Here is a 15207-nt window from a genome sequence, read left to right on the forward strand (position 1 = left end):
CCCCATCACGACACCACAACTGCCAAATCATCACTGATGACTTGACACCAACACTGTCACAACCTACTGTTCGGTCTGTGAGCACGCCCATGACACAGACCGAGTGGAAGCTGACGGCGCTGGCGGAGGCGGTGGGCGTTTCGCCGCGCACCGTCCGCTACTACGTCCAGCGGGGCCTCCTGCCCGCGCCGCCCTTCAAGGGGCCGGACACGGTGTACGGGGAGGAGCACCTGGTGCGGCTCAAGGCCATCCGGGTGCTCCAGGCGCGCTTCCTGCCGTTGGACGCCATCCAGGTGGAACTGCTGCGGCTGTCGCCGGAGGAGCTGCGCCGGTTGTCGGAGACGCCGGTGCTGCCCGCGCCGTTGCCGGAGGCGCCCCCGAAGCCGCTGGCGAGAAATCCGGGAAAAGACCCGACGGTGGAGGTGGCGCGTTACCAGCGCTGGCTCCTGGCGCCGGGGTTGGAATTGCACGTGTCGGAGCAGGCTGAAGCGAAGGTCCGGGCGCTGGCCGAGCGGGTGCGCGCCCTCATCGAGGAATCCGAAGAAGGGAAGCAGTCATGAACGAGCAGGCGAAGTGTGGGCTGTTCACGCGCGACGGGGCCCAGGTGCCCCTGCAAGGGGTGGAAGTCTCCGGCGAGCTGCTCGGGGGACATGCGCGGGTGCGCGTGACGCAGCGCTACCGCAACGAGGAGAAGAAGCCGGTGGAGGCCGTCTACACCTTCCCGCTGCCCTCGGACGCGACGCTCAGCGCCTTCTCCATGACGTGCGCGGGCCGCCGCGTGGCGGGGGTGGTGAAGGAGCGCGAGGAGGCCTTCCGCACCTACGACACCGCCATCACCGAAGGCCATGGCGCGGCGCTGCTGGACCAGGAGCGCCCCAACGTCTTCACCGCCCAGGTGGGCAACCTGCTGCCCGGGGAGGAGACGCTGGTGGAGGTGGAGTTCCTCCAGGCCCTCACCGCCGAGGAGGGCAGCGTGCGCTGGATGCTGCCCACGCTGGTGGCGCCCCGCTACATGCCCGGAGCGGTGCAGGGGGACCGCACGGCGCACGGCAGCGCGGCCCCGACGACACGGGTGCCGGACGCGGACCGCATCTCCCCGCCCATCGGGAACGTGGACTACGGGCTGCGGATGAGCCTGCTCATCGACGTGGGCCACGAGGTGGTGGTGGAGAGCCCGTCGCACGCGCTGGACATCACGCGGGAAGGCACCCGCCTGCGCGTGGGCCTGAAGCCGGCCCCCGCGCACAAGGGCCGCACCGAGGTGGCGCTGGACCGGGACGTGGTGCTCAACCTGCGCAACGCCAACCCGGACGTCATGCTCACGCCGGTCGTCACCCACCGGAAGGCGGAAGGGCCGGGCACGTTCGCGCTCACCGTGGTGCCGGACCTGCTGAACCTCGCGGCGGCGCCGCCCCGGCAGGAGGTGGTGTTCGTGGTGGACACCTCCGGCTCCATGGACGGGGAGAGCCTGCCCCAGGCGCAGGCCGCGCTCCGGCTGTGCCTGCGCCACCTGCGCGAGGGTGACCGCTTCAACGTCATCGCCTTCGAGAACAGCTTCCGGACCTTCACCCCGGCGCCGGTGACGTTCACCCAGCGCACGCTGGAGCAGGCGGACGCGTGGGTCGCGGGGCTGCGGGCCAGTGGCGGCACGCAGCTCTTGGAGCCGCTCGTCGCCGCGATGAAGGCCGCGCCGGACGGCGTGGTGGTGCTGCTGACGGACGGTCAGGTGGGCAACGAGGGGGAGATCCTCGAAGCGGTACTGGCCGCGCGCAAGTCGGGCCGGGTGTTCTCCTTCGGCATCGGGACGAACGTGAGCGACGCGCTCCTGCGCGACCTGGCGCGGCGCACGGACGGCGCGGTGGAGTTCATCCACCCGGGAGAGCGCATCGACGACAAGGTGGTGGCGCAGTTCTCCAAGGCGCTCGCCCCGCGCGTCACCGACCTGGAGGTGCGCTTCGACGGCGTGGAGGCCAGTGAGCTGGCTCCGGCCACCCTGCCGCCGCTGGTGGACGGCACGCCCTGGACGCTGTTCGGGCGCTATGCGCAGGCCGGCACCGGCAGCGTGACACTGAAGGGTCGCTCGGGCCGGGAGCCCTTCTCCCTCACGGTGCGGCTGGAACTGCCCGCCCTGTCGGACCGCCCGGTGGTGGAGAAGTTGTGGGCCGCCGAGCGCATCCGGGGCTGGCTGGACGCGGGCCTCGTGGGCCGGCGCGCGGAGGCGATGAAGGAGCGCATCGTGCAGCTGGCCATCACGCACCAGCTCGCCACGCGCTACACGTCCTTCGTGGTGGTGGAGGAGCGCCAGGGTGAGCGCCGCGCGTCGGGCACGCCGGAGACGCGCGTCGTGCCGGTGAATGCCCCCGCGGGCTGGAACATGTTCAAGCAGGGCCAGTTGGAGGGCGGCCTCGCTCCGCCGCAGGACGTCGATGGCGACTACGATGATGCGGAGCCCGTCACGGGGTCGGGCATCATGATGCCCGTTGCCGCCGGTCCCGGAGGCATCACGCGTCCGACCACCCCGGTCCGGCGTGTCACCCCTCCGTCGGCGGTGTCCCGCGGCGGCGCCATGCCGCCGCCGCCCCCGAGCGTGTCCGCGCCCGCGCCCATGTCCGCGCCCATGCCCATCCAGGCGGAGGCCCGGGATGGTTTCGGCGGCGGGGCTCCGGCGAAGGAGCGGGAGTCCGCCAAGAAGAAGGGCGGCCTGCTGGGCCGGCTCGTCTCCGCCGCGATGCCGCAGAAGTCGGCGGCCGCGCCGTCGGCGGACAGGGCCCGCCGCGAGCAGAAGAAGGACAAGGCGGAGGCCCCGCCCGAAGCCTTCGAAGCCCTGTACGAAGCCGAGGAGTCCCGAGTGCTTTCCGTGGCCGAGTCGGTGGGGGGACTCGCGGCCGAGGACGTGGGCAGTGTGCTGGGCCGGCAGCTCGCGAACGGCCTCTGGGCCGGCACGGGCGAGGGTCCGGAAGCCGTGCGCCAGGCCCGCGCCACCGCGCGGGTGCTGCTGGTGCTCCTGCGCGAGGGCATCACCAGCAGCCATCCGTTGCACGGCGCGCAGGTGAAGAAGGCGGTGGACGCGCTGCTGGCCCTGGCCTCGCAGCTCACCCAGGCCCCGGACGTGGCGGAGCTGGCGCTGGGCGTGGCGTGGCTGGTGGCGGCGGGCCCCCGCACGCGGGGCCGCATTGAACAGGCCGCGAAGCCGCTGCCGGGCCTGGACGGGCGACTGGCGGACACGGACGCGCTCCGTCAGCATGTGGAGACGCTCGCGACGCGGTAGTCCGCTGCACGGTGTCAATCCAGGCCCCGGCATTCCCAGACGGAATGCCGGGGTCCCGCACTCCCGTCTTTCCCCGGGGGTCGACTAGGGTGGCGGGGACATGTTCCTCGCGCCCTTCGTCCTGGCCGTCCTCGTCGCCGCGCAACCCGGGTCTCCTCCCACGCGCGACGACGCCCCCGCCGTGCCTCCCGAGTCCGCCGTGCTCCGGACCATGCCTTCTCCGCCGCTCGTGGAAGGCCCTCCGGAGGCGTGCGCCGCGGAGCCCGACTACGTGGCTGGCTTCGATGCGCTGGTGCGGGGCGAGGACGCGCGGGCGGTGGAGTCGCTGGAGCGGGTGCTGGAGGCGTGTCCCCAGCATCCGTACGCGCCGGAGCTGGCGCGGCTGGCGCGGGCGCGGCTGACGCCCGGTGGCAAGCTGGCGCAGGAGACGCTGGCGCGGCCGGTGGTGCTGATGTCGGCGGAGGACACGTCGCGCGGGGCGCGGGCCTCCCTGACCATCGTGCAGACGGTGCACGGCATCACCCAGGGCATCCTCCTGTGCGAAATCGCGGGCTGTGACGATTCGCGCGCGTACGTGGCGGTGTCGCTGCTGGGCGGCGGCGCGGGCGCGGCGGCGGCCCTGCTGCTCACGCAGAACGGGCTGACGCCGGGACAGGCGGCGGCCATCAACTCCGGCACGGTGTGGGGCTTTGGCTATGGCCTGTCGTCCATTGGCTCCTTCGACCTGGACGGCGACAACGCCATCGCGTCGGTGATGGTGGGGGCGGTGGGCTTCACCGGCCTGGGCGTCCTCATCGCGCAGTTCGCGCAGCCCACCGCGGGACAGGTGTCGCTGGCGAACTCCGGTGGCCTGTGGGCGGGCGTCGTCGCGGGGCTCCTGCTGGCCACGCAGGACAGCAACGAGACGCAGGCGTTCTTCGCCATCGAGCAGGGCGTGGTGGGCGCGGGCCTGCTCACCTTCGCGCTGATTTCGCGCAACCTGGACGTCTCCCGGGGGCGGATGCTGCTCATCGACTCGGGCGGCATCCTGGGCGGGCTGACGGGGCTGAGCGCCCTGTTCCTGCTGCTGGGTGATGACGCGGACTCGGACGTGTACCTCGTGGGCACCGCCGCGGGCGCGGTGGCGGGGCTCGCGGCCACCACGTTCCTCACGCGCAACTTCGACGTGCCGGACGCCCCGGCCGTGTCCATCGTTCCCGCGGCCATGGGCCGTCACGGTGGCATGGGCCTGACGATGCTCGGACGGTTCTAGGCTGACGCCAGGCCGTCCCCTTTCTTCCTTCCGCCGTCCCGGAGCCGTCCATGCCCGTTGAATCCCAGGCCCTGACCCTTCTGAGCGGTGAGCATGCGCTGCGCGTGCGGCAGGTGAAGGAGTGGGGGGAGATCCTCTCCGGCTTCGAGGGCCGCAACCGCTACGAGGTGGTGGGCGACGACGGGCGCCCGCTCTTCTTCGCGGGCGAGGTGGGCGGCGGCGTGGGGCTGTTCCTCCTGCGCAGCTTCCTCAAGGCGAAGCGCCCCTTCACCATGGAGCTCAAGGACGCGCGCGGGGAGACGGTGCTGCGGCTGCGCCGACCGTGGCGCTTCTGGCTGTCCCGGATGGAGGTGGAGGACGGCCAGGGCCGCCACCTGGGCGCCATCCAGCAGCGCTTCCGCTTCTTCGCCCGCGCCTACGACGTGCTGGGGCCCCGCGAAGAGGAGCTGGCCCAGCTGAGCGGCCCGGTCTTCCAGCCATGGACGTTCCACGTGCGGCAGCAGGGCCGCGACGTGGGCACCATCGCCAAGAAGTGGAGCGGCTTCGGCAAGGAGATGTTCACGGACGCCGACAACTTCGGCGTCCAGTTCAACGGGCTGGACGACGCCCACGTCCGCACGCTGGTCGTGGCCGCCACGTTCCTCATCGACTTCGTGCACTTCGAGAACAAGGGCGGCGAGTGACGCGCTAGCCGTGCCGACGCAGCGTGGGCACGCGAGGCTGCCCCGCTTCGTCGCGCGGCAGCCCGTCCCCGGGGACGGCGTCCGGCGCGCCGGGGCGGTAGCGTTGCACCTCGCGCACCATGAAGAGGGCCGCCGCCGACAGCACGCCCAGGTCGTCCAGCCAGCCGAACAGCGGGATGAAGTCCGGCACCGCGTCCACCGGCGACACGAAGTACAGGACAGCCAGCAGCCCGGCCAGCTTGCGCCACGTCCCCACCTTGGGGTCGCGGACGTACTGGAAGAAGCGGGTTCCCATTCCTCGAAGGCCTGCGATGTTCATACCCCTCCCTACGCATGGGGGGCCCGGGTGATTGCACTTCCCGTGCCCGGTGCTCGCACGCCCGGTGTGCGGGCAGGCGTCAAACAGCCGTTTCTTCCAGCACCTCCGCGCGGCCCGCGACCTCCAGCCGGGCACGGCTGCCCTCGCGCAGCGGGGACGCCGGGGAGGAGCGCACCACCAGCGCCATGCCGGCGCAGGACACGGTGAAGTCCACGTGCGCGCCACGGAAGGCGCGCTCCAGCACCTCGGCGCGCAGGGCGCCGCCCACCGCCACGCCGTCCGTGTCCGGCGTCAGCTTCAGCGTTTCGGGCCGCAGGGACAGCATCACCTGACCGCGCGCGTCCGCGTTCAGCGGCAGGTTGCCCAGCGCCGTGCGCGCGACGCGGCCGAAGGCGGACCCCGGCAGCAGGTTGGTGCCGCCCAGGAAGTACGCGGCGAAGGCGGTGCGCGGGGATTCGTAGACGGCTTCAGGCGCGCCCTGCTGCTCCACGGTGCCCCCGCGCAGCAGCACCAGCCGGTCCGCGAAGGCCAGCGCATCCGCGACATCGTGCGTGGCGAAGAGCACCGCGGTGCCCCGGGCCTTGAGCACGCGGCGCCATTCGCCCAGGAGCGCGGCGCGCAGTCCGGCGTCGAGCCCCGCGAAGGGTTCATCCAACACCAGCAGCTTCGCCCCGGAAGCCAGCGCCCGGGCGAGCAGCACCCGCTGCCGCTGTCCCCGGGAGAGCGTTCCACAGGCGCGCGACTCCAGGTCCTCCAGTTGGAACAGCGCCAGCAGGCCGCGTGCGTGCGCCACGCCCTCGCCCTTCGGCTGGGCGCTCATCACGACGTCGCGCACGGTGAGACCGGACTCCAGCTCGCCGTCGTGGAGCACGCGGCGCAGCGGGCGCTGCTCCGGGGGGACGAACGCGTCCGGGCCCGCGAGCACGCGGCCCTCCAGCGTGATGGTGCCCGCGCTGGGACGCTCCAGGCCCGCCACCAGTCGCAGGAGCGCCGTCTTGCCGGAGCCGGAGGAGCCCATCACCGCCAGCGACTCGCCCGGCTCCAGCGCCAGCGACACGTCCCGCACCGCCGGGGACGTGGCACCGGGGTACGTCAGGGAGAGGGCGTCCAGTGAGAGCAGGGGCATGACGGCGGCCACACTACGGTGCGCGTCCGGCCGGGCAAAGCGCCGCGTCCCACGGGCTGCGCGATGCCGGACGCTCGCCTGATACGGCCCGCGGCGGGAAGAAGGGCTCCACGATGGCCACGGACGCGTGGTTCACACCGTGACGTGGAGCGAGAAAACCAAGGCGGGCAGGGACAGGGGCAGCGCGACCCAGACAGGCCACTGCGCGGCACCCCGGAAGGCCCAGAGCACGAAGAGCAACGACAGCCAGGCGAAGGCGCTGGACCTCCACGGGCCGCGCCAGCCCCGGCCCTGAGAAACAGGCTGCTTGAGCGATTCCGCCACCACCGCATCCGTTCCAGGAGCCATCGCGTGGAAGGCCACCTGAAGCCAGTGCGGCGCCCACCTCAAGAACCTCGCGGGAAGCCCACCCCGCCACGAGGAAGGCTAGGCTGCCGCCGCGTTCTTCCCCTGTCACAGGGAGTCCCCATGTCGCGCCTGCTCGTCGCCTGTGCCGTCCTCCTGGGAGCCTCGTCCGCCTTCGCCCAGGCCCCTGCCGCCCCTGCCCCCAAGGCCGCGCCTACAGCACCGGCGTCCAAGGCCGCGCCGACCGCCCCCGCCGCGACGAAGCCGGATCCGCGCAAGGCCGTCCTCGAGCGCACCCAGGCGGGCCTCGCCCAGCTTCCCGCGCCGAAGCCCGAGGACGTGAAGTCCATCGACTCGCTCCTCAAGGCCCTCTACGACGTCATCAGCGGCCCGGGGGGCACGCCTCGCGACTGGCAGCGCTTCCGCTCCCTCTTCTACCCGGGCGCCACGCTGGTGCCGCTCGTGCACAGCCCGACCGCTCCCGGGCTCCACGCGCGCCCCTTCACCCCGGAGGAGTACATCGCCCTGGCCACCGGCGCGTCCTCCACGCAGGGCTTCTTCGAGAAGGAAACCCAGCGTCAGTCCCTGGGCTACGGCGACCTGGTCCAGGTGATGAGCACCTACGAGGCGCGGGGAACCCCGGACGGCCCCGTCATCGCCAAGGGCGTCAACAGCATCCAGGTCTTCAACGACGGCCAGCGCTGGTGGGTCATGCACATCGTCTGGCTGGATGAGAAGACCTCCGGCCTCAAGGTGCCCGCGGACCTCACGCGCAAGTAGCCCTTCACGAACGAAGAGGGCCGGGACCCGGAAGGCGCCTCTTCGCGCCCCCGCTCCCGACCCTCCGCAACATCACACCGAGCTACCGACTTCAGCCTTCGGAGCCGGGCTCGTCTTCCGAGCCCGCCGAGCCCGAAGCATCCGCCGCGTCATCGAACGGCGTCGCGTCCGAGTCCGAGGAAGCCTCCACCGGCGCCGCGTCCGTGGAACCCCCGGCCGCCGCGTCCACCGGAGCGGTGGCGTCACCGCCCTCGGTCTCCTCCTCCGACTCCTCGCCTTCGGGCAGCTTGGAGATGGCCATCACCTTCTCCTCGCCGTTCTCCAGCGCGATGAGGCGCACACCCTGCGTGTTGCGGCCGATGACGGAGATCTCCTTCACCTTCATGCGGATGAGCATTCCGCCGTTGGTGACGATCATCACCTCGTCGCTGTCCTTCACCTGCACCACGCCCACCACACGACCGTTCCGCTCGGTGGTCTTGATGTCGATGATGCCCTTGCCGCCACGGCCCTGCTGCCGGTACTCGGCGCCCTGCGTGCGCTTGCCGTAGCCGTTCTCCGTCACCGTGAGGATGGCGCTGTCCGACGCCACCGCGGGCGCCTGCTCGCCTTCCGGTACGGGCTCGCCCTCGGCGGGGGCGGCCGGGGCCTTCGCCTCCGGCTCTACCAGGTCCGCGCCCACCACTTCGTCGCCCTCTTCCAGCGTGATGCCCTTCACGCCGTAGGCCTGACGGCCCATGGAGCGCACGTCCGACTCCGGGAAGCGGATGCTCATGCCCGTCGCCGTGGACAGCAGGACGTCCTTCGTCCCGTCGGTGATCATCACGCCGACCAGCTCGTCGCCCTCGTCGATGCCCAGCGCGATGATGCCGCTGGCGCGCACGCTCTCGAACGCGCTCAGGTCCGTGCGCTTCACCACGCCCTTCTTCGTGACGAAGAAGACGTAGCGGTTCTCCGGGAAGTCGCGCGTCACCAGCACCTGCGCCAGCCGCTCGCCTTCACCGAACTGCACCAGGTTCACGATGGCCTTGCCGCGCGACGTCCGGCTGCCCTGCGGAATCTGGTACACCTTCAGCGAGTACAGCTTGCCCTTGGTGGTGATGGGCATCAGGTACGCGTGCGTGCTGGCCACGAACACCTTGGTGACGAAGTCGTCCTCCTTCGTCCCCGCGCCCGTCTTGCCGCGCCCGCCGCGCTTCTGCGCCCGGTACTCCGACAGGGGCGAGCGCTTCACGTAGCCCGTGTGCGAGAGCGTCACCACCATCGTCTCCTCGGCGATGAGGTCCTCGTTGGTGAACTCGTCCACCGCGCCGGAGATCTCCGTGCGGCGCTTGTCACCGTAGCGCTCGCGGATCTCCATCAGCTCCGCCTTGATGACGCTCAGCAGGCTGCTCTCGTTGGCCAGGATGTCCTGGAGCCGGATGATGTCGCGCGCCAGCTCAATCAGCTCGCGGAACAGCTCCTCGCGCTGCAGGCCGGTGAGCCGCTGCAGGCGCATCTCCAGGATGTTCTGCGCCTGGCCCTCGCTGAAGCCCGCGCCCTCGTACTTGTGCGCGAGGCCCCCGTAGGACGGCTCCTCGTTGCGAGCGCGGCTGACCAGCAGCTCCATCTGCGCCTTGGCCTGCGCGTAGTCGATGCGCTGCAGGTCCTTGAAGTGCTCGCGCGTGTAGAGCTCCGGCGACAGGATGTTCATCAGGCCCCAGCGGGCCTCGTCCGGATCGCGGGACGCGCGGATCAGGCTGACCACCAGGTCGATGAGGTCCTGCGCCACCAGCAGGCCTTCGACGATGTGCATGCGCGCCAGCGCCTTGCGCAGCTCGAAGCGCGTGCGGCGCGTGACGACGTCGCGGCGGTGCGCGATGAAGCGGTCCAACATCTCCTTCAGGTTGAGCGTGCGAGGCTGCCCACCGTCGATGGCCAGCATCACCGCGCCGAAGGTCGTCTCCAGCTGCGTCATGGAGAAGAGGTTGTTGAGCACCACCTGGGAGATGGCGTCGCGCTTGAGCTCGATGACGATGCGCATGCCCTGACGGTCGCTCTCGTCACGGATGTCGCTGATGCCCTCCAGCTTCTTCTCGCGCACCAGCTCGGCGATCTTCTCGATGAGGCGCGCCTTGTTCACCTGATAGGGGATCTCCGTGACGATGATGGCCTCACGGTCTCCCTTCTTGTTCGTCTCAATCTCCGTGCGCGCACGGATGGGGATGGAGCCCCGGCCCGTCTCGTAGGCGCGCATGATGCCCTCGCGGCCCGTGATGATGGCCGCGGTGGGGAAGTCCGGCCCCTTGATGAACTCCATCAGGTCGCGGACGGTGCAGTCCGGATTCTCGATGAGGTGCAGCGTGCCCGACACCACCTCCGTCATGTTGTGCGGCGGGATGTTGGTGGTCATGCCCACCGCGATGCCGCTGCTGCCGTTGACGATGAGGTTGGGGAACTTGGCCGGCAGGACGAGCGGCTCTTCCAGCGAGTCGTCGTAGTTGGGCCCGAACTCGACGGTCTCCTTGTCGATGTCCGACAGGAGGTCCTCCGCCAGTCGCTCCATGCGCACTTCGGTGTAACGCATGGCGGCCGGCGAATCGCCGTCCACCGAGCCGAAGTTGCCCTGGCCGTCCACCAGCAGGTAGCGAAGGCTCCACTCCTGCGCCAAGCGCACCATGGCGTCGTACACGGACGAGTCGCCGTGCGGGTGGTACTTACCGATGACGTCACCCACCACGCGCGCGCTCTTCTTGTAGGCGCGGTTGTGGAGGTTGCCCAGGTCATTCATCGCGAAGAGGACGCGACGGTGCACGGGCTTCAGGCCGTCGCGCACGTCTGGCAGCGCGCGGCCGATGATGACGGACATCGAGTAGTCGAGATACGAACGGCGCATCTCGTCTTCGATGTTGATGGGAATGAGCTCTCCGGCGCCGCTCGACGGAGGGGGCGCGGAGGGCGTTGCCGGCGTGTCGGTGGTGTCGTCAGCCATGGGCTCTGGAAGGTGCGGACGGGCCCCTCACGTGGGGGGCTCCGCCCGATGGGAGAGTGTTCGTAACCCCTGGATTTCCCTCAGTCAACAGGGGAAACAGGGCGCATGGACCCTGGCTGCCCGCCCGCCCGGTTCCAGGGGGCGGAAGAGGCTTTTCCAGGGCCTGGGATTCAACACCCGGGCGGTGCGTTTTCAGCCCCGCGAGACGCGTGTTTTCAGGCCTTGGGACGGAGGCTCGCGGACAGCCGTTCGGCCTCCGCGCCCACACCGCCCTCGGGGTCCTTCTTCTTCGCCAGGTCGAACGCGGCCAGGGCCCCTTCGCGGTCGCCGCGGAGCTTCAGCGCGACGCCCACGTTGAGGTGCGCGGAGGGGTTGTCGCGGTCCATGGCCAGGGCCTCGCGGAACAGCGTGAGCGCCTGGTCCACGTCGCCGGACAGGAGCGCTTCGCGGCCCGCCTGCACGCGCTTGTCCGCGTCGTTGACCAGCTCCACCTCGAACACGCTGCGGCCCACGACGTTGGCCACCAGCATGCGCAGGATGCCGCCCCAGTAGAACGTGAGCCCTTCGGCGGCGACGACGGCGGCCAGGGGCAGGTCGGGCAGCAGCTGCTTGCCCCGGAACTTGAAGCGGACCTTCGTGTAGCGGCCCTTGTTGGTCCAGTGGACCAGCTCGCCCTGGAGCTTCTTGAGGCCCGCCTCCAACTGCGCGGGGTCGATTTCGAAGGGCAGCACCCGGCCCTTGGGCTCGCCCGCGGGCAGGCGCTTGCGGTCGTCCTCCCGGGGGTCCGCGACGGGCCCGGCGCCGGGCTCGGATTCGAAGACGGGCTCGGCCTCCAACACGGGGGGCTTCGGGGCCGACGCGGAGGCGCGGCGGGGCTCCGCGCGGGGCTCCACCTTGGACTTCACCGGCCGGGCCGGGGCCTTCGCCGGCGGGGCCGAGGGCTTCGCGGGCGCGGTCGGGCGCGGGGGCTGCTTCTTCGCCTTCGCCGGGGACTTGCGGGGTGCCGTTCTTGCCATGGGTCCACTCTAAGCGACCCCTGTGCCCGCCGCTCGTGAAGACGTGCGAAGAAGGCCCTCGGGTGGGGCCGGGCCAATGCCCCAGACGCCCACCCCCAGGCCAGGCACCAGGAGGCCTCCGCTGGCGCGCATCAGGGCGGTCAGCCAGGCGGCCAGCGCGTCGATGGATTCCAGGGGCGCGCGGCCGTGAAACACTGGGCGCCCTCCCCCACCCAGGAAGCACGCCCCATGATGCGCGTCCGGTCCGTCCTGCTCTCCGCCTTGCTGTCCGCCTCGCTGGTCCATGCGGCGCCCGCCGTGCCCGCTGCGGAAGGCGCGTGGCCCCGGCTGCGCAAGGAGCGCCTGCGGAAGCTGCTGCCCCAGGCCATGGCCCGCGCGGGCGTGGATGCGTGGGTGGTGCTGTGCCGTGAGAACGACAACGACCCGCTCGCCGCGCACGTCGGCGGGGAGAACGCGGGCGGCACCGCCGCGTTCCTGTTCCTTCGCGACGGCGATGCGCTGCGCTCGGTGGCGCTGTCCCCCGTGGGTGAAGCCACGGCGCTCAAGGACATGGCGGTGGTGGATGAGGTGGTGCCGGTGGACCGGGGCGCGGACGTGCTCGCGCTGGTCGCCGCGCGGCTCGTGAAGGCGAAGCCCGCGAAGGTGGCCATCAACTCCTCGGAGCGGATGTCCATCGCGGACGGCCTGTCCGCCACGCAGCGCGCGAAGCTGGAGGCGGCGCTCACCCCGGCGCTGCGCAAGCGGCTGGTGTCCTCCGAGGACCTCGTCTCCGAGTGGCTGTCGGTGAAGCTGCCGGAAGAGGTGGACATCATGCGCAAGGCCGCGGCCCTCACCGCGCAGTTGGAGGAAGAGGCGTACCGCACGGTGGTGCCGGGCAGGACGCGCGATTCCGACGTGGCGCGCTTCCTCAAGAAGCGCATCGCGGAGCTGGGCGTGGGCGACGGGTGGCAGCCGGATCAGAACCCCAACGTGAACAGCGGGCCCACGCGCGGACACTCGAACGCCACCGACCGCGTCATCCAAGCGGGGGACTTCATCCAGACGGACTTCGGCATCCGCGTGGGCAACACGTGGGTGACGGACATCCAGCGCTTCGCCTACGTGTTGGCCCCGGGAGAGAAGCAGGCCCCCGCCGAGGCGCTGGCGAAGTGGGAGAAGTCGAAGAAGGGCAGCCGCATCGCGCTGGCGGCGATGAAGCCCGGCGCGCGCGGCTACGACGTGGACAAGGCCCAGCGCGACTGGATGCGCGAAGCGGGCTCCGAGCCCGTGATGTGGGGCACCGGCCATCCCGTGGGTTACTGGGCCCACGACGCCGGCCCGGCGCTCTCCGGCGCGCAGTCCGGCAAGCCAGCCACCGGCTCCGCGCTGCGCACGTTGCAGCCCGGTCAGGTGTTCGCCTTCGACGGGTTCTTCGCGTGGAAGGACGGCAGCAGCCCGGACGCGCTGCGCATCCTCTCCGTGGAGGAGATGGCCGTCGTCACCGACACCGGCGCCGAGTACCTCAACCCACCTCAGGAACAGCTCATCCTCATCCCTTCCGCGCCCAAGCCCTGAGGCAGGACGGGGGCGTTCCCGACCCAGCGAACCTGTTGGGTGGGGAGGGTGCGCGCGGCGGGCCGGACTTGGATACACTTGAGACATCGCCGCGCCGCACCGGCGCTGGAGGGCCACCTCATGCCAAGCGTGCTGGTCATCGACGATGACCTCTTCGTCCTCGCGACCGTGGGGGACGTCCTGCGAAGTGCGGGCTACACGGTGCTGACGGTGCAGTCACCCGCCGAGGCCTTCCACCTGGACCTGTCGGGCGTCTCCGCCATCCTGTGCGACTACAACATGCCGGAGATGAACGGCTCCGACGTGCTCATCGCCATGCGTGAGCTGCAGGAGATCCAGGCGCCGTTCATCTTCCTCACCGGGCACTCGGACCTGGACGACCTCATCCCCGTGGCCATCCGCTACGGCGCGGAGCTGTTGCCCAAGCCGGTGGACCCCGCGGAATTGACGCGATTGTTACGCAAGCAGATCGCCGCGTGAGCCGGGGCTGCTTCGGCGGCCCGCTTCAGCCCAGCTCGGTGAGCAGCGCTTCGGCCTGCGCGCGCCAGTCGTCTTCCAGCGAGGGATGGCGCAGGAGCACCACCAGCCGCTCCCGCGCGGACTCCCGAGCCCCCAGCCGGGCCTCCACGCGGGCCAGGGCCAGGACGGGTTCTGGCCGTTGGGGCGCGCGGTGGTGGGCCTCCGCCAGCAACTCCCTCGCGGGCAGCACGGCCTCCGGGGGCCCGTCCTCCACCTGACGCAGCAGCAGCAGGGCCTGGCGCCACGGGGGCATCCAGTCGTCCGGGGACAGCCGCACGGCCTCGCGCCACGCGGCGAGCGCGCGCTCCACGTCCGGCGGCTCGCGCGCCTCGAACACCAGCGCCTCCACGGAGCGGCTGAGCCCGGTGGACATGCCCCGCGCTTCCAGTTGGTGGCACAGCTCCAGCGCCTCCAGGAAGCGGCGCTCCGTCACGCGCAGGCGGGCCAGGTGCCCCAGCGCCGCCACGCCTTCGGGCTCCACGCGCACGCGCGCCTCCGCCGCGGACACCGCGCCCCGCACGTTGCCGCGCGCCAGCCGCACATCCGCCAGCGCCTTGAGCAGGCCCACGTCGTCCGGCACCGCCTTCTGCCCCTGGCGCAGCAGGTCCTCCGCCGCCTCCAGCTCTCCGCCCGCCTCCAACGCGCGCGCGAACACGAGGTAGCTGGGCGCGTGCCAGGGGTCCAGGTGCAGCGACAGCTCCAGGTGCGCGAAGGCCTCCTCCAGGCGGTCCAGCAGGAAGAGCACGCGGGCCAGCTGGAAGTGGTGCAGCGCCACGCGGGGCTCCAGCGAGACAGCGTGCGCGAGCGCGGCGTGCGCGGCCGCCGCGTCGCCCTGCTCCACCCGCACGTAGCCCAGGCCGAAGAAGGCCTCGGTGGGGGGCGAGGGCTCCGCGACGAGCGCGCGGTAGAGCTCCAACGCCTGATTCCATTCGCCGCGCCGCGTGTGCAGCGCCGCGCCCACGAGCCGCGACTCCCGCTGCTCGCCCGCGCCGGCCCGGGTGACGCCCAGCAGCAGCGACTCCGCGAGGGCCTCCTCGCCGTCGACGAGCGCCAGCCGGGCCAGGGTGAGCATCGCCCGCCAGTCGCGGGCGTTGCGCTCATGCACCTGCGTGGCCTCGCGGCGGGCCCCCTCCAGGTCACCCGCCTTGAACAGCGCTTCGTAGCGTGGAACCGGGTTCAGGACAGACGCTCCCCAACGGTGAATGGGCACGACGGCAGGGACTGCGAAAAAAGCTAATCAGGGATGGCGGTCCGCGCTGCCCGGCGCGTCCCAGAAAAGAGGTCTTTCTTCCGGGACACGCGCCCCCACGAGCCCCACTGAAGTCTCCGGACCGTCAGTTCCTCCCCAGGTTAGCAGACAAGCAGGCGACCCTC

The 15207-nt window shown here is 71.3% G+C and carries 13 protein-coding genes; 7 read left to right on the forward strand and 6 right to left on the reverse strand.

Translation table 11 applies throughout. The features are described from left to right. Window positions 1–77 precede the first annotated feature (77 nt). The 4 genes from D7X74_RS29740 (at window position 78) to D7X74_RS29755 (ending at window position 5203) form a co-directional block, all read left to right on the forward strand. Window positions 78–560, forward strand: coding sequence for a MerR family transcriptional regulator (locus D7X74_RS29740; RefSeq protein ID WP_120536387.1), 483 nt, complete (start codon window positions 78–80; stop codon window positions 558–560). Further along, window positions 557–3268, forward strand: a complete 2712-nt coding sequence (locus D7X74_RS29745) for a VIT domain-containing protein (protein ID WP_120536388.1) — start codon at window positions 557–559, stop codon at window positions 3266–3268. The genes D7X74_RS29740 and D7X74_RS29745 overlap by 4 nt, the downstream gene beginning before the upstream one ends. A 100-nt stretch (window positions 3269–3368) precedes the next feature. After that, a complete protein-coding gene (locus tag D7X74_RS29750) occupies window positions 3369–4520 on the forward strand; it encodes a hypothetical protein (protein ID WP_120536389.1) in 1152 nt (383 codons plus the stop codon). A 50-nt stretch (window positions 4521–4570) separates the two neighbouring features. Then, complete coding sequence (locus tag D7X74_RS29755; protein ID WP_120536390.1) at window positions 4571–5203, forward strand: phospholipid scramblase-related protein; 633 nt, start codon at window positions 4571–4573, stop codon at window positions 5201–5203. 4 nt (window positions 5204–5207) lie between these two features. Here the strand turns inward: D7X74_RS29755 and D7X74_RS29760 are convergent, their stop codons facing one another. The 3 genes from D7X74_RS29760 to D7X74_RS29770 form a co-directional block, all read right to left on the reverse strand. Further along, window positions 5208–5498, reverse strand: coding sequence for a YkvA family protein (locus D7X74_RS29760; RefSeq protein WP_233595850.1), 291 nt, complete (start codon window positions 5496–5498; stop codon window positions 5208–5210). 103 nt (window positions 5499–5601) lie between these two features. Then, window positions 5602–6648 (reverse strand): ABC transporter ATP-binding protein, encoded by a 1047-nt coding sequence (locus tag D7X74_RS29765; RefSeq protein ID WP_120536398.1) that lies wholly within the window; start codon window positions 6646–6648, stop codon window positions 5602–5604. A gap of 132 nt (window positions 6649–6780) precedes the next feature. Further along, window positions 6781–6996: a hypothetical protein gene (locus tag D7X74_RS29770; RefSeq protein ID WP_147446722.1), complete on the reverse strand. Its 216-nt coding sequence runs from the start codon at window positions 6994–6996 to the stop codon at window positions 6781–6783. 120 nt (window positions 6997–7116) lie between these two features. On the opposite strand from D7X74_RS29770, the gene D7X74_RS29775 reads away from it, so the two are divergent. Then, complete coding sequence (locus D7X74_RS29775; protein WP_120536393.1) at window positions 7117–7773, forward strand: nuclear transport factor 2 family protein; 657 nt, start codon at window positions 7117–7119, stop codon at window positions 7771–7773. Between the two features lie 91 nt (window positions 7774–7864). Here D7X74_RS29775 and gyrA read toward each other — a convergent pair whose 3' ends face one another. Together gyrA and D7X74_RS29785 are read right to left on the reverse strand one after the other, a co-directional pair. Continuing rightward, window positions 7865–10744 carry a DNA gyrase subunit A gene (gene gyrA, locus D7X74_RS29780; protein WP_120536394.1) on the reverse strand — a complete coding sequence of 960 codons (2880 nt, stop codon included), beginning with the start codon at window positions 10742–10744 and terminating at the stop codon, window positions 7865–7867. 215 nt (window positions 10745–10959) lie between these two features. After that, on the reverse strand, window positions 10960–11760 hold the full coding sequence (locus D7X74_RS29785; protein ID WP_120536395.1) for a tetratricopeptide repeat protein: 801 nt from the start codon (window positions 11758–11760) through the stop codon (window positions 10960–10962). Window positions 11761–11988: 228 nt separating this feature from the next. Between D7X74_RS29785 and D7X74_RS29790 the strand changes: the two genes are divergently transcribed. Continuing rightward, complete coding sequence (locus tag D7X74_RS29790) at window positions 11989–13314, forward strand: M24 family peptidase (RefSeq protein ID WP_120536396.1); 1326 nt, start codon at window positions 11989–11991, stop codon at window positions 13312–13314. Window positions 13315–13434: 120 nt separating this feature from the next. Continuing rightward, window positions 13435–13794 (forward strand): response regulator, encoded by a 360-nt coding sequence (locus D7X74_RS29795; protein ID WP_120536397.1) that lies wholly within the window; start codon window positions 13435–13437, stop codon window positions 13792–13794. 25 nt (window positions 13795–13819) lie between these two features. Here D7X74_RS29795 and D7X74_RS29800 read toward each other — a convergent pair whose 3' ends face one another. Next, entirely contained in the window at window positions 13820–15043 is a 1224-nt protein-coding gene (locus D7X74_RS29800; protein WP_233602315.1) for a lipopolysaccharide assembly protein LapB, read from the reverse strand. Between the last annotated feature and the right edge of the window lie 164 nt (window positions 15044–15207).

The organism is Corallococcus sp. CA047B, from assembly GCF_003612065.1.
Classification (GTDB): Bacteria; Myxococcota; Myxococcia; order Myxococcales; family Myxococcaceae; genus Corallococcus; species Corallococcus praedator.

Coding starts and splice junctions, on each gene's coding strand:
- D7X74_RS29745 (WP_120536388.1), top strand. CDS start 557: ATGAACGAGCAGGCGAAGTGTGGGCTGTTCACGCGCGACGGGGCCCAG.
- D7X74_RS29750 (WP_120536389.1), top strand. CDS start 3,369: ATGTTCCTCGCGCCCTTCGTCCTGGCCGTCCTCGTCGCCGCGCAACCC.
- D7X74_RS29755 (WP_120536390.1), top strand. CDS start 4,571: ATGCCCGTTGAATCCCAGGCCCTGACCCTTCTGAGCGGTGAGCATGCG.
- D7X74_RS29760 (WP_233595850.1), bottom strand. CDS start 5,498: ATGGGAACCCGCTTCTTCCAGTACGTCCGCGACCCCAAGGTGGGGACG.
- D7X74_RS29765 (WP_120536398.1), bottom strand. CDS start 6,648: ATGCCCCTGCTCTCACTGGACGCCCTCTCCCTGACGTACCCCGGTGCC.
- D7X74_RS29770 (WP_147446722.1), bottom strand. CDS start 6,996: ATGGCTCCTGGAACGGATGCGGTGGTGGCGGAATCGCTCAAGCAGCCT.
- D7X74_RS29775 (WP_120536393.1), top strand. CDS start 7,117: ATGTCGCGCCTGCTCGTCGCCTGTGCCGTCCTCCTGGGAGCCTCGTCC.
- gyrA (WP_120536394.1), bottom strand. CDS start 10,744: ATGGCTGACGACACCACCGACACGCCGGCAACGCCCTCCGCGCCCCCT.
- D7X74_RS29785 (WP_120536395.1), bottom strand. CDS start 11,760: ATGGCAAGAACGGCACCCCGCAAGTCCCCGGCGAAGGCGAAGAAGCAG.
- D7X74_RS29790 (WP_120536396.1), top strand. CDS start 11,989: ATGATGCGCGTCCGGTCCGTCCTGCTCTCCGCCTTGCTGTCCGCCTCG.
- D7X74_RS29795 (WP_120536397.1), top strand. CDS start 13,435: ATGCCAAGCGTGCTGGTCATCGACGATGACCTCTTCGTCCTCGCGACC.